Origin of the sequence: Actinoplanes sp. L3-i22, assembly GCF_019704555.1 — a bacterium.
GTDB lineage: Bacteria > Actinomycetota > Actinomycetes > Mycobacteriales > Micromonosporaceae > Actinoplanes.
Genome location: NZ_AP024745.1, coordinates 11133471 through 11151938, shown reverse-complemented (window position 1 = coordinate 11151938; position 18468 = coordinate 11133471). Strand labels below are relative to the sequence as shown.

The window sequence follows — 18468 nt, the reverse complement described above, 5'->3', positions numbered from 1 at the left end:
AATGACCAGGATCCGGCGGGGGGAAACCTCAGCGCTGGACACCCTCCGCGCGCAGCGGCACGGTGAACGTCGCCCCCACGCACGCCTTCGGCACCCCGTCCGGCATGGTCAGCGCCCCGGCCACGGTGAACGCGCCCACGGTGTTCCGCGGCACCTCCCAGGAGACCGGGAAGACCGACCGGTTGACCCGCACGCCCGGATCCACGCACCCCGCGTCCCGGTGCTCCGGGTCGGCCACCACGTTCCCGGGCCCCCGCCGGATCGAGGTGATCCGGATCGGCACGCTCCTGTCGTTGGTCACCGTCACCATCAGGTTCCCGGTGTCCCCCGGCCGCAGCGTCTGGTTCAGGTCGTTGCGCCCGCGCAGCACCATGTCGACCGCGGCCGGCGGCGCCGCGGCCACCTGCTCCCCGGGCTGGGTGATCTTCCAGTACGCCCAGGCCGCACCGGCGTTCGCCAGGATCGCCGCGAGCGCCGCCACCCCGAGAATGGTCCGCGACCGCCGATCGAACCGTTTTCGCCGCGGCGACCGTACCTCCCAGGTCGGCTCCTCGTGGTCGACCGGATCCAGCTCGATCCGGCCCTCCGGTTGCCCGGCGCCGTGCTGCGAGTTGGTCAGGACGTCCCGCCGCATCACGAGCCGGCCCCCGAGGCCGCAGCCGCGGGCGGATCGCTCAGATCAAGCATGCGGCTCGCTCCTCCTCGGACGCGGTGGAAAGGGCCAGGCTGGCGTTCATACAACATTCCCTGATAGAGATGTCCGATGTGATCGGTTTTCCGTCCGCCGTAGTAGGCGCATAAATCGGAACGATCCACCCAACCGGTTTACCCCGCCCGAGGGATCGGACCCGCTCCGACGCGCCGGGAAAACCGTCCACGATGCTCTCCGGGTCCGCCGCGACCAGCACCGATGCGCACCTAGCGGCCACCGTCCGCCGACTCAAATCCGCGACCGTCGAGGCGGACGGATCGAGCCCCCGGCGGGTACGGACACCGGGGGCTCGAACCGTGCATGCGGGTCAGGACGCCGAGGAACCCGCCGGGTCCGGATCGGCCGGGGCCACCGGCGGAGTCGGACCCGGATCCGCCGCGGGTGTGGTCGGGTCCGGCTTCGCGGCCGGCGTCGGCGACGTCTTCTCCTCCTCCTGCGCCGGGCCGGTCGTCGCCCCGCTCGCCGGAGTGCTCTGCGCCGACGCCCCCGGGGTCGGGGCCGTCGACCCGGCTTTCGCCCCCGGATCCGGCGCGGGCAGGGCCGCCACCTGAGCGGCGGGCAGGGCCGGGAAGACCAGGCGCTGACTCGGCTTGCTCGCCTCACCGGTCCAGTCCCGGTACTTCGGCACGACCGACCAGCGCCACTTCCCGCCGGCCACCTCGGCCGCCGCGAACACGACCGTCTCGGCCGGCCCGCTGCCGGCCGTCACGGTCCGTGCGATGTCCGGCTGGACCGGCTCGTCCACGCTGTGCGCGGTCACCACGTAGTGATCCATCCGCACGCCCGGCGCGATCTCCTGAGCACTCCAGCTGACCACCGCGTCGCTGCCCTGCTTGGCCACGCTCGGCTCGGCCCCACGCGGCATCTTGGCGACGTTCGCGGTGAGCCGGGTCGGTTTGCCGGTGACGATCCAGCCACCGGCGTAGGCGAAGACCGTCCCGGCCACCCCGAGGGAGCCCACCACCGCGCCGATCAGCAGGATCCGCCCGGCCCGCCTCATCCCGTCACCCGCCGGCCGACCCCCGAGATCGAGACCGTGAACCGAGCCCCCGCGCACTTCCGGGTCGCGCCGCGCGGCATCGTGACCGGGAAGACTCCACTCAGTTCGGTCCGGCCGGCCGCTGCCACCATGATCGGCAGCTGGCCGTCGTACCCCCGGATCTGCAGATTCTCCGAGTTGGCGTGGCAACCGCGCCGGTTCGAGTCGGACACCCGGGCGGTCAGGCTCTGCACCCGGAGCCGGTAGCCGAGCGGGTTGATCACGGTGATCCGCATCTGCTTGACCGCTCCGGGGTAGAGGCCCTTCACCGGCTTCCCCTTCAGCTGGAAGTAGAGCGGACCATCCTGGTGGCTGCCCTGCCCGACCAGGACGAGGTTGCCATCGTCCGGCGTTCCCGACGAATCGGTCGCCACGACGAACGCGGCCGTGATCAGGGCCGCCGCTGACGCGGCCGCCATCCACCACTTCTTCGACATGAGCTGCCCCCGGGAAGCGAGAAGGTGGGGTGGCTGGGCCACCCCACCTCGGCGATCGGATCAGGCCGCGCTCACACCGGTGAAGGTGTAGTTGATCTTGATCGCCTTGCCGGCACAGGCCTGCGGCAGATCGCCGATGGTCACGCTCGAGGAGATCGACTGCCCGGGAGCTGCGGCGTGGGGGCCGATGACCGGGTTGCCGGGGAACGTGGTGGTGAAGATGGCCGGGTTGGCGATCAGAGCGCTCTTGCAGCCGGCATCGGTGGTGCCTTCGAAGCTTGTCACGCCCGCGGAGGACGCGGTGAGCTGCACCGGGAAGTCGTTGGGGTTGACGACCCCGCTGTTGACGGTCGTCGTGACGCCGGGGTAGATGGTCCCCGCGAGGGTCGACGTCGCCGTCAGTGGCGTGATCGAAGCCGCGGTGGCGTCGGCCGACCCGGAGCCGTTGATGCTCCAGCCGGTGACGGCGGCCCAAGCCGCGCCTCCGCCGATCACGGCAACAGCGACGCCGGCGACGACAGCGGTGGAACGCTTGGTGAGCTTGCGCATGGGAAAGTTCCTCCTGGAACGGTTTCGCGACATGCGATTCCGGCGCGTTGCGGGCGACGGAATGGCGAGCGCGTCGTTGATCTGGTGTCGCCGGAGCCCGTTTGGCGTCCCGGCGCTGGGACAAAGATGGCTGACCCGCCCAGACCCGGCGATAGGGCTTCCAGCCCGCCTGTTACGGATGATCCGGTCACTACCGCTGTCCGAAGCGCTTACCCCGCAAGTGCGAACAAGTCGCCCAAGCCGTAACCGCGCGCCACCCCGCAAGGCCCGTGACCTGCTTCGATCTCCAACGGTCGAAGTCAAGCCCGAACTCGCCTCACATGGCCGAAACCATGCTGGGAGAGGCCTGGGTGATGGTTGAGAGGTGAAGTTTCCGAAGGGAAATTCCGGGCATCTGCCCCGAACGGGGTAAGCCGATCGAACCGGCGTTCCCCTGAAAGAGGCTTTCGGGCTATGCCTCTGTCGGCCGCTGGGCCTGGAGCAGGAACCGGTGCGCCCGCACGGTGAACTCGCCGCGAGCCCGGATGACCGCGGTGAGGCGGGCCAGCTCACGTTCGTACCGTTGCGGGGTGAAGTCCCGAACCTGCCACGGAACCGTGCGCAGGTGGTGCACCACCGCCCGGATGTCCCGGAAGGCGAGCACCGGGTGCTCCTCCCGGACGTCGGTCACGCGCAGGCCGGCCGCGGTCAGGGTGGCCGCCGCGACCTGGGCGTCCCACCGGCGGGGGGACGGCGGCGGCGCGCCGAGCACCTCGTTCAGCTCGGCCAGGTCGTCGCTGCCGACCTGCTGGGTGAGCAGGACCCCGCCGGGCCGGAGCAGGCGGGCGATGTCGTCGGCGGGGAGCCGGCCGTGCCGGCTGAGGACCACGTCGAACTCGTCCTCCCCGGCGGGGAGCTCGGTCAGCACCTCGACGCCGAACGGGGCGAGCCGCTCCCGGGCCATCGGGGTGTTCCGCGCCCAGCTCTCCACGGCGACCGTGTACGCCGGCAGCGGCGCCAGCGCGGCGAGCAACTCGCCGCCCCCGGTGTCCAGGTCGAGCAGGCTGCCGGCCGGGCGCACCAGGGGACGGGCGATCTCCGGGTAGGACCAGGACGGCTCGGCGGCGACGGCCAGCCCGTCCAGCCAGGCGAACTCCCACCCGGTCATGGACGCGCCGGCCGCCGCGGTGTTGAGGTCGTCATCCGGCGGGCTGCTGCGCACACGCCGACGGTAGCCAGCGTGCGTGCTCAAAGTCGCGGTGGTCTCACCGTTCACGGAAGTCGTGGCTGAACCGTGTTCAATCCGCGACGCAACGCGCTGTGACGGTCAGGCCCGGACCGGCATGAGCAGGGAGAAACGGGATTCGTCCCCGGCGATGCGGATGGTCAGCGGCTGGACCGGCCCGTCGAGCTCGAGCAGCAGCTGGCCGGGGCCGCCCGCGTCGACGGCCTGGAGCAGGAACTCCCGGTTCACCGCGACGTGCGTGGCGGTGTCGGCGGACCACTCGGACTCCGCGGCGACGCGCAGGCCGCCGGCCGGGTCCGGGGCGAGGATCGCGACCGGGTACGCCGAGCCGTCCTGCTCCCGCCGCACCTCGGGCGCCGCCGACACCAGTTTCCGCAGCTCGTCCCGGTCGACGGTGATCCGCCGGGCGGCCGTACCGCCGGGGCCGATCAGACGGCGGTAGTCCGGGAACTCGACGTCCAGGGGCGCCGTGCGGTGCTCCTGGCCGGCGCCTTCCGTACGTACAAAATCGGAAGTGACATCGAGTGTGACGGACCCGGAACCGATCCGCCGGAGCTCGTCGGCGAAGGCCAGCGGCAGGTACTGCCGCGCCGGAGGCCCCTCGATCGTGGCCGGCGCCGTCGCCACCGCGAGACGGTAGCGATCCGTCGTGACCAGGGTCAGCGTGCCGTCGCCGGTCTCGAACAGCACGCCGCCGGGGAAGGGCGCGCCGGGGATCGGGTCGGTCGCGGCGAAGCGCACCGCGGCGAGCGCGGCCTTGAGATCAGAAGCGGACAGGGTGATGCGGGTCATCAGGTTCTCCTCCAGATCGAGCAGGGTGTGCAGGCGGAGGAGCTCGCGGCGGGCGTCGGCAAGCCCGGCTTCCAGCCGGGACAAATGCGATTCGAGCCGTTCCCGTACGAGATCGGGGCGCCCGAGCTCACGGACCGCCGCGGCGATCTCGGGCACCGGCATCCCGACCCGGCGCAGCCCCGCGATCAGCCGGGCGGCCCGGATCTGGTCGGCGGTGTAGCGGCGATAGCCGGTCGCCGGGTCCACCGCGGCCGGGACCAGCACGCCGGCGCCGTCGTACCAGCGCAGCGCGCTGACCGTCAGACCGCTGGCCCGGGCCGCCTCGCCGATGCTCCGCATCTCGCTCCTCACAGCCGATGACCCTGGTGTCTCGACCTGGTCGAGGGTCAAGCGTGTCAGTTCCCCAGCAACAATGTCCCGGCGACCGCGGTCATGACCAGGGCGATCAGCCCGTCCAGCACCCGCCAGGCGCCCGGCCGGGCGAGCAGCGGGCCGAGCTTGCGCGCGCCGAGACCGAGCAGGGCGAACCAGGTGAAGCTGGCCAGGGTCGTCCCGATCAGGAAGAACCAGTGGTACGCGTGCTGCTGCGCTATCGAGCCGAGCAGCAGCACGGTGTCCAGGTAGACGTGCGGGTTGAGGTAGGTCAGGGCGAGCGTGGTGAGCAGGGTCGCGCGCAGGCTCGCCGGGGCCTTGCCGGTGGGGTCGAGGCTGCCCTCGGGGCGCAGCGCGCGGCGGGCGGCGAGCACGGCGTACCCGATCAGGAACGCCGCCCCGATCCAGCGGATCGCGGTGACCAGGCCGGGGCGCGCCGCGACGACGGCGCCCAGGCCGGCGATCCCGGCCGAGGTCAGGGCCAGGTCGGAGACGGCGCAGACGAGGACGACCGGGAGGACGTGTTCGCGGCGCAGGCCCTGGCGGAGCACGAAGGCGTTCTGGGCGCCGATGGCGATGATCAGGACGGCGGAGGCGAGGAAGCCGGCGACGATCGAGGTGAGCACGTCCCCGACGCTAGGTTTCACCCGGATGTGAAATCCAGCTAAAGATTTTCAGGATGGATTAGCGATACTTAATCGTGGACCAGGTACAGCTCGAAACCTTCCAGGCCGTCGTCGAACAGGGCAGTTTCGAGGCCGCCGCCCGGGTGCTGCACATCACCCCATCGGCGGTCAGCCAGCGGATAAAGGCGCTCGAACGGGCGGTCGGCCAGGTGCTGGTGCGCCGGGCCAAGCCGTGCACCGCGACCGTGGCCGGGCAGGCGCTGGTCCGTTTCGCCGGGCAGGTGGCGCTGCTCGAACGGGAGGCGCTGGCGCAGGCCCGCGGCGGCACCCGGATCTCGATCGTGGTGAACGCGGACTCGCTCAACACCTGGTTCATGCCGGTGCTGACCGAGGTACCGGGCGCCACCTTCGAGATCCACACCGACGATCAGGACTTCACCGCCGACCTGCTCCGGTCGGGGACCACGATGGCCGCGGTGACCGCGGAGAACGTGGCGGTCCAGGGCTGCCGGGTGGAGCGGCTGGGGGCGATGCGCTACCTGGCGGTCGCCGCGCCGGGCCTCGCCTTCGACACCGCGCCGATGATCGTCTACAACCGCAAGGACCAGCTGCAGCACCGGTTCCTGGAGCTGGTCGGCGGGCGGCCGCCGGAGCGGGTGCACTACGTGCCGGCGGCGTCGGCGTTCAACGAGGCGATCCGGCTGGGGCTGGGCTGGGGCACGGTGCCGGAGCAGAACGCCGGGCCGCTGCTGGCCTCCGGCGAATATGTCCAGATATTTCCGGACGTCTTCCTGGACATCCCGCTCTACTGGCAGTACTGGCGGATCGAGTCGGACCTGCTGAACACACTGACGGCCGCCGTTCGCACGGCGGCCGCCTCAGTGTTGCGTTAGATCAGTCGTTCGCGTGCAGGGCGCTGTTCAGCTCGATGCCGGTGCCCTTGCGGGGGCGGGCCTCCAGGGCGCCGGAGACCGAGTTCCGCCAGAACAGGAGATTGTTCACACCCGACAGCTCGATGGCCTTCACCACACGCCCGTCGGGCAGCCCGATCTTCGACGACGCGGTGATGTAGGTGCCCGCCTCGACCACGCAGTCGTCGCCCAGCGAGATGCCGACGCCCGCGTTCGCCCCGAGCAGGCTGCGCTCGCCGATCCGGATCTTGTCCTTGCCGCCGCCGGAGAGCGTGCCCATGATCGACGAACCGCCGCCGATGTCGGACCCGTCGCCGACCACCACGCCCTGCACGATGCGGCCCTCGACCATCGAGGTGCCCAGCGTGCCGGCGTTGAAGTTGACGAAGCCCTCCTGCATGATCGTCGTCCCCGGGGCCAGGTAGGCGCCCAGCCGGACCCGGTCCGCGTCGGCGATCCGGACGCCGGTGGGCGAGACGTAATCGGTCAGGCGGGGGAACTTGTCGATGCCGTGGACACTCAGGTGCCGGCCCGCGGCGCGCTCCAGGAAGCGCAGCTCGTCGACCCGGTCCGGCGGGCAGGGGCCGGCCGAGGTCCAGGCGACGTTGGCCAGCTTGCCGAAGATCCCGTCCAGGTTCAGCTCGTTCGGCCGGACCAGGCGGTGCGAGAGCAGGTGCAGCCGCAGGTAGGCCTCGCTGCTGTCGGTGATCGGCTCGGCCAGCGACTTGACCGTGACGTGCACCTCGACGGTCGAGAGGCCGGGCAGCAGCTTCGGGCCGGTCAGCCCGGCGGGCAGCGCGGGCAGGTCGGCCGGCTCCTCACCCAGGCCCAGGAAGCCGGCCGGGAACCAGGTGTCCAGCACCTGCCCCTCGGCGGTGACGGTGGCCAGACCGAGGCCCCAGGCGGGCGAGGTCGAGATCGCGGTATCCACGGCATGAACCCTACTAGGCACGGGGGTGCCGGATCGGGCGCGTCCGATGCTCGGGATGGCCTTGTATGGTGCGCACATGGCCAACCCGCTGACCCCGGACGTGCTTGTCGACCCGGTCGAGCTGACCCGCGCGCTGGTCGACATCGAATCCGTGTCCCGAGACGAGAAGGTGATCGCCGACTGCGTCGAGGACGTCCTCCGCAGCGCCGCGCACCTGACCGTCGAACGGGTCGGCAACACCGTGATGGCGCGCACCGAACTCGGCCGGGCACAGCGCGTGGTGCTGGCCGGGCACCTCGACACGGTGCCGATCGACGACAACTGGCCGTCCACTGTCGTCGACGATCTCATCTACGGCTGCGGGACGTCGGACATGAAGTCCGGGGTCGCGATCGCCCTGCACCTCGCGGCCACCCTGCCGGATCCGGCGTACGACGTGACGTACCTGTTCTACGAGGCCGAGGAGATCGACTCCGAGTTCAACGGGCTCAACCTGGTCTCGGCCAGCCATCCGGACTGGCTCCGGGCCGACTTCGCGGTGCTGCTCGAACCGACGTACGGGGTGGTCGAGGCCGGCTGCCAGGGGACGCTCAAGGCGCTGGTGCGCACGCACGGGCGGCGGGCGCACACGGCCCGGGCCTGGCGCGGGGTGAACGCCATCCACGCGGCCGGCGAGGTGCTGCGGCGGCTGGACACGTACCACCCGCGGACCGTGACGATCGACGGGTGCACGTATCGGGAAGGGCTGAACGCCGTACGCATCAGTGGGGGTGTGGCCGGAAATGTTGTTCCGGACGAATGCGCGGTCGAGGTCAACCTGCGGTTCGCCCCGGACCGCTCGGAAGCACAGGCGCTGGCACACCTGACCGAGGTCTTCGAGGGCTTCGACCTGGCGGTCACCGACTCCGCGCCGGGCGCGCTGCCCGGCCTGGACGCCGCCGCGGCCCGGGAGTTCCTCACCGCGGTCGGCGTCGAGCCGGCCGCCAAGCTGGGCTGGACCGACGTGGCCCGGTTCGCGCAGCTGGGCATCCCGGCGCTGAACTACGGCCCCGGCGACCCGTCGCTGGCGCACGCGCCGGACGAGCACGTCGAGATCGGCCAGATCCGGGACGGCGCGGCCACGCTGCACCGCTGGCTGGCCAGTTCCTGACCCGCCCCTGGACCTGGGGGATCGCGGCCCGGCTTCTCAGAGCCGGCGTATCGCGGCCAGGCTTCTCAGAGCTGGGGTATCGCCGCCCGGCCGATCGCGCGCTGGGGCACCGAGACCTCCATGGTGGTCTCCGGGTCGAAGGCCGGATCGGGCTGCCGCGCCGCGAAGGCGACCCGGCGTTCCTCCACCACCAGCTGGATCCGCCGCTGCATGCGACGGTGCATCTTGAGCCGCTCATATCGGTTCGTCACGGTGGCCGCCCTTTCACCGGGACACCCGGGCTCCGGGCGCCGTGCCTGCCGTGTGTACGCGGCTCGGTAACTGTATAGACGTGCCAGAGCTACCGTCCGTTGCTTCAATCTGGCAAAAAGGTCTCCACGTCGCAATCCTCTTACCGAAACGCAGCCGGTTATTCACCGGGTACTGACCGTCCGCACTACCTTGGACGCATGACGGAGAGCACCAACGGGCGACCACCGGCCGCGCCGCAGCGTCATCGGGGTGCGGTCACACTGCGTCGGGACGCCGTGCCGCCGAGTACCGCGGACGAGAAATTGCTTGACTCACATCATCGCAGCGAGTGGAAGACGAAGGACGCATGGCGCGCCCTGCGGATCCTCTCCGAGTTCGTCGAGGGCTTCGACACCCTGGCCGACCTGCCACCGGCGGTCAGCGTCTTCGGCTCGGCCCGCAGCAAGCCGGAGAGCGCCGAGTGCGAGCTCGCCACCCGGCTGGGCGCCGCGCTCGCCGAGGCGGGCTACGCGGTGATCACCGGCGGCGGCCCAGGCGTGATGGAGGCGGCGAACCGCGGCGCCACCGACGCCGGCGGGATGTCCGTCGGGCTCGGCATCGAGCTGCCGTTCGAGCAGGGCCTCAACGACTGGGTCGACATCGGCATCGACTTCCGCTACTTCTTCGTGCGCAAGACCATGTTCGTGAAGTACGCGCAGGCGTTCGTCGTGCTGCCCGGCGGGTTCGGCACGCTCGACGAGCTGTTCGAGGCGATCACGCTGGTCCAGACGCGCAAGGTGACCCGGTTCCCGGTGATCCTGATGGGCGTCGACTACTGGAGCGGCCTGCTCGACTGGATCAAGCGGCGGATGCTCGAGGACGGCAAGATCAACGAGGCCGACCTCGAACTGATGCAGGTCACCGACGACGTCGACGAGGCGGTCCGGATCATCGTCGACGCCGGGATGGCCACCGCCCTCGCCGACGAGGACCCGTCCTGATGGCCGCGATCTGCGTGTTCTGCGCCTCGTCGGACACCGTCGAGCAGCGCTGGCTGGACCTCGCCGCCGAGACCGGCCGGGCGCTCGCCGCGCGCGGGCACACGCTGGTCTCCGGCGGCGGCCGGGTCGGCATGATGGGCACGGTCGCCGAGGGCGCCCGGTCCGCCGGCGGGCACACCCTCGGCATCATCCCGCAGTGTCTGATCGACATGGAGGTGGCCGACACCGCCTCCGACGAGCTGATCGTCACCGACGACATGGGCGGCCGGAAGAACCTGATGATCGACCGGTCGGACGCGTTCCTCACCCTGCCCGGCGGCCTCGGCACGCTGGACGAGCTCTTCGAGGTGTGGACCACGGCGACGCTGGGCGTGCACCGCAAGCCGATCGTCGTCCTCGACCCGGACGGCTTCTACGACGGTCTGATCACGTGGCTCAACGGGCTGGTCGCGACGAAGTTCGTGCGGGCCGGGGCGATGGAGACGGTGCTGGTGGCTCGCTCGCTGCCGGACGCGCTGGACGCGATCGAGGGCGCGCTCGCCGCTCCCGCGGGGTGACGCGGCTTACTCGCGCGCCGTCACGCGCCGCGGTGGGCCGGGTGACGCGGCTTGCTTTCGCGCCGCTGTTCGTCGGCACGGGCCGGGTGATGCGGCTTACTTTCGCGCCGTCGCTCGCCGCCGTGGGCCGGGTGACCTGGTGGAAACGTCGTACCGGCGTGCTCTCATAGATGCCGTGAGCACGCCGGCCCCCCAGTCCCCGGTGCGCCGGCCGGCCTACCGCCTGGTCCGGCGCCCCCGCCCGGCCGCGCCCGAGCTGCGCGCCGACCCCGTCCAGCGGCGAGTCGCCGCGCACACCGGCGGTCCGCTGCTGGTCGTCGGCGGTCCCGGCACCGGCAAGACCACCGTGCTGGTCGAGGCGGTCGCCGCCCGGATCGCCGAGGGCGTCGACCCGGAGCGGATCCTGGTGCTGACCTTCGGCCGCCGCGGCGCCGCCGCCCTGCGCGACCGGATCGAGGCGCGGGTCGCCGGCGACCCCGGGCGGATCGTGCACGAGCCGCTGGTCAGGACGTTTCATGCGTACGCGTTCGGCCTGCTCCGCCGGGCCGCGGCGGAACGTGGCGAGCCGGCCCCGCGGCTGCTCACCGGCCCGGAGCAGGACCTGATCATCCGCGAGCTGCTCGCCGTGATCGAGGATCCGGACGCCGCCGACACGATCGGCTGGCCGGAGTCGCTGCGCCCGGCCCTGCCCACCCGGGCCTTCGCCCAGCAGTTGCGTGACCTGATGCAGCGGTCCGCCGAGCGTGGCGTGGGCCCGTTCGAGCTGGCGCGCTACGCCGCCGACCTGGGCCGTGACGACTGGGCCGCGGCGGCCCGCTTCCTCCGGGAGTATGTGGAGGTTCTGTCCCTCCGCGACGCCACCACCCGCGGCTCGGTCGCCTACGACCCGGCCGAGCTGGTCCGGGCCGCGTCCGGGCTGCTCGCCGACGAGCCCGACCTGCTGGCCGCCGAGCGCCGCCGGCTCGCCTTCGTGTTCGTCGACGAGCTGGCCGAGACCGACCCGGCTCAGGTCGACCTGCTCGCCCAGGTGGCCGGCGGGGGCACGCCGCTGGTCGCGTTCGCCGACCCGGACTCCTCGATCTTCGGCTTCCGTGGCGCGGATCCGGGGGTGGTCGGCGGCTTCACCGATCGATTCCGGACAGCGGCGGGCACTCCGGCCGAGACGATCACCCTGCACACGAACTATCGCGCGGCGCCGTCCCTGCTCGCGGCGGCGTCGGGGGTGGCCCGCCGGATGCGCGGCCCGATCACCCACCGCCTGATGTTCCCCCCACCCCCGCTACCGCCCACCGAGCCCGAGCCGGCCCAGTCCGAGCCCGCCGAGCCCGAGCCCACCGAGCCCAAGTTGGCCAAGTCCGAGTCCGCCCAGTCCGAGCCGGCCGCGCCCCAACTCGTCACGCAGGGCCCCACCGCAGCCGAGGCCTCCGGTCCGGCTGCCGGCGAGGCTGCTGCTCGGGGCGGGGCCGGGGCCGCTGGTGGCGCTCCGGCTGACGGCGGGGCCGGCGTCGACGGTGAGATCGCGGCGGGCGGCGGGAAGGCCGGGGCGGTGGTCGACGCCGACGGTGCGGCTTCGGCTGCCGGTGAAGCTGCGGGTGCGGGTGCGGGTGCGGCTGCGACCGGGGACGAGATCTCGCAGTTCGGGCCGGTGGCGGAGGCGGTGGTGCGGACATTCCGGTCACCGGCCGCGGAGACCGCCTTCATCGCGCACGCGCTTCGCGAGGCGCACCTGCTCTACGGCGTGCCCTGGTCCCGGATGGCGGTCGTGATGCGATCCGCCGCGCTGCAGCAGCCGTCCGTGCAGCGGGCCCTCGCCGCCTCCGGGGTGCCGACCGTGATCCACGCCGAGGACCTGCCGCTGCACCTGCAGCCCGCGGTCGCCCCGGTCCTGCTGCTACTGCGCTGCGCGCTGAACCCGGACCTGCTCGACGAGGAGGCCGCGGTCGGGCTGCTGCACTCGGCGCTGGGCGGCGCCGACCCGCTGGCCGAGCGCCGGCTGCGGCAGGGCCTGCGGGCGCTCGCCGTGGCGGCCGGCGACCGGCGGCCCTCCGGCGAGCTGCTGGTCGACGCGGTCCGCGACCCGGCCGGCCTGGACCTGGTGGAACGCCGCTGGGCCCGCCCCGCGCAGACCATCGCCCGCCTGCTGATCGTCGCCCGCACGGCCGCCGCCGAGCCCGGCGCCTCGGCCGAGGACGTGCTCTGGACGGTCTGGAAGGCCAGCGGTCTCGCCGACCGGTGGTACGCGCTGAGCACCGGGAACCTCCGCGTCACCGACCCGGCGCAGGCCGGCCGAGCCCGGCAGTGGCGGGCCGAGGCCGCCGACCGTGACCTGGACGCGATGGTCGTGCTCTTCGACGCGGCCGCCCGCTTCGTCGACCGGCTGCCCGGCGCCGGCGTCGGCGTCTTCCTGGACCACGTGCTCGGCCAGGACCTGCCGGCCGACACGATCGCGCCCAGCGCCGACCGGGGGGAGGCCGTCCGCCTGCTCACCGCGCACGCCGCGAAGGGCCTGGAGTGGGACGTTGTCGTGCTGGCCGGCGTGCAGGAGGGGATCTGGCCCGACCTGCGTCTGCGCGGCAGCCTGCTCGGTTCGGAACGGTTGGTCGACGCGGTCGCCGGCCGCCCCGCGTCGGGTTCGGAGGCGATCGTCGCCGAGACCTCTGCCCTGCTCGACGAGGAGCGCCGGCTGTTCTACGTGGCCGCCACCCGCGCCCGCCGCCGCCTGGTCGCGACCGCGGTGGCCTCGGCCGGCAGTGGCGGCGCGGCGATCGAGGAGCAGCCCAGCCGCTTCCTCAGCGAACTCGCCGCGGCCGGCCCCCGCCCGCCGGGCCCGGACGACCCTTACGCGGACGTCCCGCCCCCGGAGGACCCGCCCCCGCCGGACGACCCGCCGGACCCCGATCTCTGGGGCCCCGACGCACCCGACGACACCCCACCCCCGCCCGACGCCGCCGCACCCTCGCCCGACGACACCCCACCCCCGCCCGACGCTGCCGCACCCTCGCCCGGCGACAGCCCGCCCGCGCCGGATGACATCCCACCCCCGGCCGGCGCCGCCCTGCCCGCGCCCGCCACCGCCGGATTCGCGGTCGATGAAGCCCGGCCTTCGCCGGACGATGTGCGGTTGAACGGCGAGGCCGCACTGAGCCGTGCGGACGACCCTTCTGAGCGAGGCATCATCCGCCAGCCAGGCGACATTCCGGAAATGTCCGGAGATAGTGGCTCGGGCCCTGCGTCCGGACACGGTGCGGAGCTGCCCTCGGCGACCGGCGCAAGCGGCGAGGCGACGACCGAGGACGAGGCCGACGCCAAGGCAGACCAGGACGAGGCCGACGCTAAGACAGACCAGGACGAGGCCGACGCTAAGACAGACCAGGACGAGGCCGACGCCAAGACAGACGAGACCGACGAGGACGGGGAGGCCGACGCTGAGGCGGACGTAGAGCTGGAGGTCGGCCGGGCTCCCCGGGCGCTGACCCTCGCCGCCCTGGTGGCAGAACTCCGTACCGTAGTGGTCTCCGCAAGCGAAGCGCCCAGCCGCCGCCGCGCCGCCGCCGCCGAACTCGCCCGCCTCGCGTCCGCCGGAGTCCCCGGGGCGCATCCGGACGAGTGGTGGGGCCTGCGCCCACTCTCCGACGAGCGCCCGCTGGTCGACGCCGGCGTCCCGGTCAAGGTCACCCCGTCGTCCATGGAGAGCGCACTCCGCTGCAGCCTGCGCTGGTTGCTGGAGCGGCACGGCGGAGCGGCCCCGGCCGGCCCGGCGCAGGGCATCGGCAATCTGGTGCACGCCGCCGCGATGCTCGCCGAGGACGCCCACGCCGACCGGGAGAAGCTGGTCGAGTACGTGAGCGCCCGGTTCGACTCGATCGAGCTGGCCGCCCGCTGGATGGCCGGCCCGGAGCAGGAGCGCGCCGAGGCGATGGTCGACAAGCTGCTGCGCTGGCTGGCGGCGAATCCGCGCCGGCTGCTGGCGATCGAGCACGAGTTCACCGTCCGGCTGGAGGACGAGAGCCGCCCGATCCAGCTGACCGGCCGGGTCGACCGGCTGGAGATCGACGAGGCCGGCCGGCTCGTGGTGATCGACCTGAAGACCGGCAAGTCGACCGCGCTCTCCGCGGACGTGGCGGAGAACCCGCAGCTCGCCGGCTATCAGGCGGCGGTCGAGGCGGGCGCGTTCGGCGATTTCGGCTCGGACACCGGTGGCGCGGCCCTGGTGCAGCTCGGCCCGGGCAAGGAGGCCCGCGAGCAGATGCAGGTGCCGGCGACCGAGGCCACCGACCCCCAGTGGGCGTACGCGATGGTCCGCCGCACCGCCGAGACGATGGCCGCCTCGACGTTCTCCGCGGTGGCGAACAGCCGTTGCCGGGTCTGCCCGGTCCGCACGAGTTGCCCGATCTCGGGGAAGGGCCGGCAGGTTGTGGAGCCGCCGAAATGAGGGCTGACGCCGGTCCCCGGTACACCCCGCTGGAGCTGGCCCGGCTGCTGCGGTTGCCGCCGCCGACGGACGAGCAGGCGGCGATCGTCGCGCACCCGGTGAAGCCGCTGCTGGTGGTCGCCGGCGCGGGTTCCGGCAAGACCGAGACGATGGCGTCCCGGGTGGTCTGGCTGGTCGCGAACGGTTACGCGCATCCGGGCGAGATCCTCGGCCTGACGTTCACCCGCAAGGCGGCCGGCGAGTTGTCGCACCGGGTGCGGACCCGGCTCGGCCAGCTGGCCCGGCGGCTGGGCGGGCGGGACGACGCGCTGGCCGGCGAGGCGACCATCTCGACGTATCACTCGTACGCCGCCCGGGTGGTCACCGAGCACGGCCTGCGCGGCGGTTTCGAGCCGTCCGCCCGGCTGCTCACCGAGGCGGCCCGCTGGCAGATCGTCGACTCGCTGGTCCGGGCGTATACCGGGGAGATGACCGGGCTGAACCGCGCGCCGGGCACGGTCACCGACGACGTGCTGGCGCTCTCCGCCGAGCTCGCCGAGCACCTGAAGTCGCCGGATGATCTGGCCGCGTGGACCGGCCGCTTCTTCGCCGAGGTGCAGTCGTTCCCGGGCCGGATGTACAAGGACGTGTCCGAGATGCTGCGCCGCCAGCAGCACCGGCTCACCCTGCTGCCCCTGGTCCGCCTCTACGAGCAGCGCAAACTCGACCTGGAGGCGATGGACTTCGGGGATCAGATGGCCCGGGCCGCGCTGGTCGCCCGGGATCATCCGGCGGTCGGGGAGGTCGAGCGCGGGCGGTACCGGGTGGTCCTGCTCGACGAGTACCAGGACACCAGCCACGCCCAGGTGACGATGCTGAACAACCTGTTCGGCGGCGGACACCCGGTGACCGCGGTCGGCGACCCGTGCCAGTCGATCTACGGCTGGCGGGGCGCGTCGGCCGGCACCCTGGAGCGGTTCCCCACCGAGTTCCCGGACGCGGAGGGCCGCCCGGCCTGGGTGCACAGCCTGACCCGGAGCTGGCGCAACCGCCCGGAGATCCTGCAGGTGGCGAACGTGATCTCGGCGCCGCTGCGGGCCCGGGTGGGCGTGCTCCGGCCGGCCGAGACGGTGGCCGAGGCGGTCGGCGGGCGGACCGTGACGTGCGCGTTGCTGACGACGTACGCGGAAGAGGCGTCCTGGATCGCGGACTCGATGCTGACCGCCTGGCGGATCACCGCCGGGATGCCGAGGGCGTTGCCGGGGGAGATCCCGCTCGACCGCCGGCCGACCAGCGCGGTGCTGGTCCGGGTCCGCAGCCAGATCCCGGTGATCGAGGAGGAGCTGCGCGCCCGTGGCCTGCCGGTCGAGGTGGTCGGCCTGGGCGGCCTGCTCGACACGCCCGAGGTCCGGGACGTGGTGTGCACGCTGCGGGTGCTCGCCGATCCGACCGACGGCGCGTCGCTGCTGCGGTTGCTGACCGGGGCCCGCTGGCGGATCGGCCCGCGGGATCTGGTGGCCCTGCACCGGCGGTCGCGGGTGATCGCCGCGGCCCGGGTCGAGCGGACCGAGGAGCAGGACGAGGACCTGTTGGCCGACCGGCTCGACGACGCGACCCTGATCGAGGCGATGGCCGACCTGGGCGCCCGGCAGCAGTACTCGGCGGAGGGTTTCACCCGGCTCGCGGCGTTCAGCCGGGAACTCGGCGCCCTCCGGCTGCGCCTGGACCAGCCGCTTCCCGATCTGCTCGCGGACATCGAGCGGACCGCCGGGCTGGACGTCGAGGTCGCGGTCCGCGGCTGGGCGGCCGGTGACGCCGGTCTGGCCCGGGCCCACCTGGACGCCCTCGGCGAGGCCGCGACCAGGTATTCCAGCGAGAACGAGACCGGCACGCTGGCCGGCTTCCTGGCCTTCCTGGCCGCCGCCGAGGAGGAGGAGCGCGGGCTCGAGCCGGGTCAGGTCGACGTGGTCGAGGGGGCGGTGCAGATCCTCACCGCGCACGCCGCGAAGGGTCTGGAGTGGGATGTCGTGTCGGTCGCCGGCCTGTGCCGGGGCGTCTGGCCGGGGCTGGTCCGCGCCTCCGACCACTATCTCGGCGGCATCGGCGTGCTGCCGTTCCCGCTGCGTGGCGACGCGTCCGGGCTGCCCGGGCTGGAGCTGGACGAGGCCGTCGAGCAGAAGGACGTGAACGCGGCGCTCGGCGCGTTCGGCCGTACCTGGCGCGAGCACGACGAGCGGGAGGAGCGCCGCCTGGCGTACGTGGCGATGACCCGCCCCCGCCGCCTGCTGCTCTGTTCCGGCTACTGGTGGGGCGACGGCGTCAAGCGCCCGCGCGGTCCGTCGGTCTTCCTCGACGAGGTCCGCGCGACCTGCGCGGCGGGCGCCGGCGTGGTGGCCGCCTGGACGCCGGAGCCGGCGCCGGGCGACACCAATCCGAGCGACGAGGTGGTGTCGATCGCCGAGTGGCCGGCCGATCCGCTGGGCCTGCGCCGGCCCGCGATGGCCGCGGCCGCCGACCTGATCCGCCGCATGATCGCCGCGCCGGACGCGTCCGCCGCGGAGGCGTTCGCCGACCTCGCGGCGGCCGATCCGGAGATCGCGGCGCGCGCCGGCCTGGCCGCCGACCTGGCGGGCCTGGCGGCCGCCCATCAAGATCAAAACCAGGATTTTCCCGTACGGGCGGAGCCCACGCCCGCGTCCACCCGGCCCGCCGGTCCCGCGCCCGCGTCCAACCGGCCCGCCGGTCCCGCGCTCGATCGGGCGTCGGTGCTGGCCGCGGCGTCGGCGGCGGACCGGGTCGCCACCGCCTCGGACCCGGAGATCGCCCGCTGGCGTAAGGAGGCGCGCCTGCTGCTCGCCGAGCGGGACGAACGCACCCGCCGGTTCGGCCCGATCGAGGTCGCCCTGCCCCCGCACCTCTCGGTCTCCCAGCTCGTCGTGCTCCGCCGGGACCCGCAGGCGCTGGCCCGCTCGCTGCGCCGCCCGTTGCCACAGCGTCCGGCTCCGCACGCGCGCCGGGGCACGGCGTTCCACGTCTGGCTGGAGCAGCGGTTCGGCGCGGCCCGGCTGATCGACATCGACGAGCTGCCCGGGGCGGCGGACGCCGACGCGGCCGCCGACGAGGAACTGGCCGCGCTGCAGGAGGCGTTCCTGACCGGCGAGTGGGCGGACCGCAGCCCGGTCGACGTCGAGGTCCCGTTCGCCACGACGGTCGGCGGGGTGGTGTTGCGCGGCCGGATGGACGCGGTCTTCGCCGACCCCGAGGACCGGTTCGACGTGATCGACTGGAAGACCGGCCGCCGCCCGACCGGCGCCGAGGCGGAGGCCGCCGCGGTGCAGCTCTCGGCGTACCGGATCGCCTGGGCCACCCTGGCCGGGGTTCCGGTCAGCCGGGTCCGGGCCGGCTTCCACTATGTCCGGGAGCAGGTGACCGTCCGCCCGGCCGACCTGATGGACGTGACCGCGCTGGCCACCCTGATCACCGAGATCCCGGAGGAGGAGCTCTAGAGATCGGCCCGCCTCCGG

Annotated in this window: 15 protein-coding genes; 6 read left to right on the top strand and 9 right to left on the bottom strand. The window is 73.1% G+C overall.

Annotated elements, in window-relative coordinates; translation table 11 throughout:
* Nucleotides 1-28: 28 nt before the first annotated feature.
* From L3i22_RS49375 to L3i22_RS49345, 7 genes are all read right to left on the bottom strand, one after another.
* Nucleotides 29-634, bottom strand: a complete 606-nt coding sequence (locus tag L3i22_RS49375; RefSeq protein WP_221324292.1) for a hypothetical protein — start codon at nt 632-634, stop codon at nt 29-31.
* 385 nt (nt 635-1019) lie between these two features.
* Nucleotides 1020-1712, bottom strand: coding sequence for a hypothetical protein (locus tag L3i22_RS54520; RefSeq protein ID WP_221324291.1), 693 nt, complete (start codon nt 1710-1712; stop codon nt 1020-1022).
* Nucleotides 1709-2170: a hypothetical protein gene (locus L3i22_RS49365; protein ID WP_221324290.1), complete on the bottom strand. Its 462-nt coding sequence runs from the start codon at nt 2168-2170 to the stop codon at nt 1709-1711. The genes L3i22_RS54520 and L3i22_RS49365 overlap by 4 nt, the downstream gene beginning before the upstream one ends.
* Before the next feature lie 78 nt (nt 2171-2248).
* Nucleotides 2249-2737 carry a hypothetical protein gene (locus tag L3i22_RS49360; protein WP_221324289.1) on the bottom strand — a complete coding sequence of 163 codons (489 nt, stop codon included), beginning with the start codon at nt 2735-2737 and terminating at the stop codon, nt 2249-2251.
* Between the two features lie 451 nt (nt 2738-3188).
* Nucleotides 3189-3938, bottom strand: coding sequence for a class I SAM-dependent methyltransferase (locus L3i22_RS49355; protein WP_221324288.1), 750 nt, complete (start codon nt 3936-3938; stop codon nt 3189-3191).
* Nucleotides 3939-4043: 105 nt separating this feature from the next.
* A complete protein-coding gene (locus L3i22_RS49350; RefSeq protein WP_221324287.1) occupies nt 4044-5093 on the bottom strand; it encodes a MerR family transcriptional regulator in 1050 nt (349 codons plus the stop codon).
* A 56-nt stretch (nt 5094-5149) separates the two neighbouring features.
* Complete coding sequence (locus tag L3i22_RS49345; RefSeq protein WP_221324286.1) at nt 5150-5752, bottom strand: LysE/ArgO family amino acid transporter; 603 nt, start codon at nt 5750-5752, stop codon at nt 5150-5152.
* Between the two features lie 71 nt (nt 5753-5823).
* Here L3i22_RS49345 and L3i22_RS49340 point away from each other — a divergent pair, with 71 nt between their 5' ends.
* A complete protein-coding gene (locus L3i22_RS49340; protein WP_221330538.1) occupies nt 5824-6645 on the top strand; it encodes a LysR family transcriptional regulator ArgP in 822 nt (273 codons plus the stop codon).
* 1 nt (nt 6646) lies between these two features.
* Here L3i22_RS49340 and dapD read toward each other — a convergent pair whose 3' ends face one another.
* Nucleotides 6647-7594, bottom strand: a complete 948-nt coding sequence (gene dapD / locus L3i22_RS49335; RefSeq protein WP_221324285.1) for a 2,3,4,5-tetrahydropyridine-2,6-dicarboxylate N-succinyltransferase — start codon at nt 7592-7594, stop codon at nt 6647-6649.
* 76 nt (nt 7595-7670) lie between these two features.
* Here dapD and dapE point away from each other — a divergent pair, with 76 nt between their 5' ends.
* A complete protein-coding gene (dapE, locus tag L3i22_RS49330; RefSeq protein WP_221324284.1) occupies nt 7671-8744 on the top strand; it encodes a succinyl-diaminopimelate desuccinylase in 1074 nt (357 codons plus the stop codon).
* Nucleotides 8745-8809: 65 nt separating this feature from the next.
* Here the strand turns inward: dapE and L3i22_RS49325 are convergent, their stop codons facing one another.
* Nucleotides 8810-8995 carry a hypothetical protein gene (locus L3i22_RS49325; RefSeq protein ID WP_221324283.1) on the bottom strand — a complete coding sequence of 62 codons (186 nt, stop codon included), beginning with the start codon at nt 8993-8995 and terminating at the stop codon, nt 8810-8812.
* Between the two features lie 198 nt (nt 8996-9193).
* Between L3i22_RS49325 and L3i22_RS49320 the strand changes: the two genes are divergently transcribed.
* From L3i22_RS49320 to L3i22_RS49305, 4 genes are all read left to right on the top strand, one after another.
* Complete coding sequence (locus L3i22_RS49320; RefSeq protein ID WP_221324282.1) at nt 9194-9976, top strand: TIGR00730 family Rossman fold protein; 783 nt, start codon at nt 9194-9196, stop codon at nt 9974-9976.
* The gene (locus tag L3i22_RS49315; RefSeq protein ID WP_221324281.1) at nt 9976-10533 is read left to right on the top strand and encodes a TIGR00730 family Rossman fold protein; all 558 of its coding nucleotides are present in this window, start codon (nt 9976-9978) and stop codon (nt 10531-10533) included. The genes L3i22_RS49320 and L3i22_RS49315 overlap by 1 nt, the downstream gene beginning before the upstream one ends.
* Nucleotides 10534-10708: 175 nt before the next feature.
* Nucleotides 10709-14965, top strand: coding sequence for a UvrD-helicase domain-containing protein (locus L3i22_RS49310; RefSeq protein ID WP_370644316.1), 4257 nt, complete (start codon nt 10709-10711; stop codon nt 14963-14965).
* Entirely contained in the window at nt 14962-18450 is a 3489-nt protein-coding gene (locus L3i22_RS49305; protein ID WP_221324280.1) for an ATP-dependent DNA helicase, read from the top strand. Before L3i22_RS49310 ends, L3i22_RS49305 begins: the two co-directional genes overlap by 4 nt.
* Nucleotides 18451-18468 lie beyond the last annotated feature (18 nt).

Excerpts from the sequence above, each read along its gene's own strand:
- L3i22_RS49375 (WP_221324292.1), bottom strand. The coding sequence starts at position 634 with ATGCGGCGGGACGTCCTGACCAACTCGCAGCACGGCGCCGGGCAACCG.
- L3i22_RS54520 (WP_221324291.1), bottom strand. The coding sequence starts at position 1,712 with ATGAGGCGGGCCGGGCGGATCCTGCTGATCGGCGCGGTGGTGGGCTCC.
- L3i22_RS49365 (WP_221324290.1), bottom strand. The coding sequence starts at position 2,170 with ATGGCGGCCGCGTCAGCGGCGGCCCTGATCACGGCCGCGTTCGTCGTG.
- L3i22_RS49360 (WP_221324289.1), bottom strand. The coding sequence starts at position 2,737 with ATGCGCAAGCTCACCAAGCGTTCCACCGCTGTCGTCGCCGGCGTCGCT.
- L3i22_RS49350 (WP_221324287.1), bottom strand. The coding sequence starts at position 5,093 with ATGCGGAGCATCGGCGAGGCGGCCCGGGCCAGCGGTCTGACGGTCAGC.
- dapE (WP_221324284.1), top strand. The coding sequence starts at position 7,671 with ATGGCCAACCCGCTGACCCCGGACGTGCTTGTCGACCCGGTCGAGCTG.
- L3i22_RS49320 (WP_221324282.1), top strand. The coding sequence starts at position 9,194 with ATGACGGAGAGCACCAACGGGCGACCACCGGCCGCGCCGCAGCGTCAT.
- L3i22_RS49315 (WP_221324281.1), top strand. The coding sequence starts at position 9,976 with ATGGCCGCGATCTGCGTGTTCTGCGCCTCGTCGGACACCGTCGAGCAG.
- L3i22_RS49305 (WP_221324280.1), top strand. The coding sequence starts at position 14,962 with ATGAGGGCTGACGCCGGTCCCCGGTACACCCCGCTGGAGCTGGCCCGG.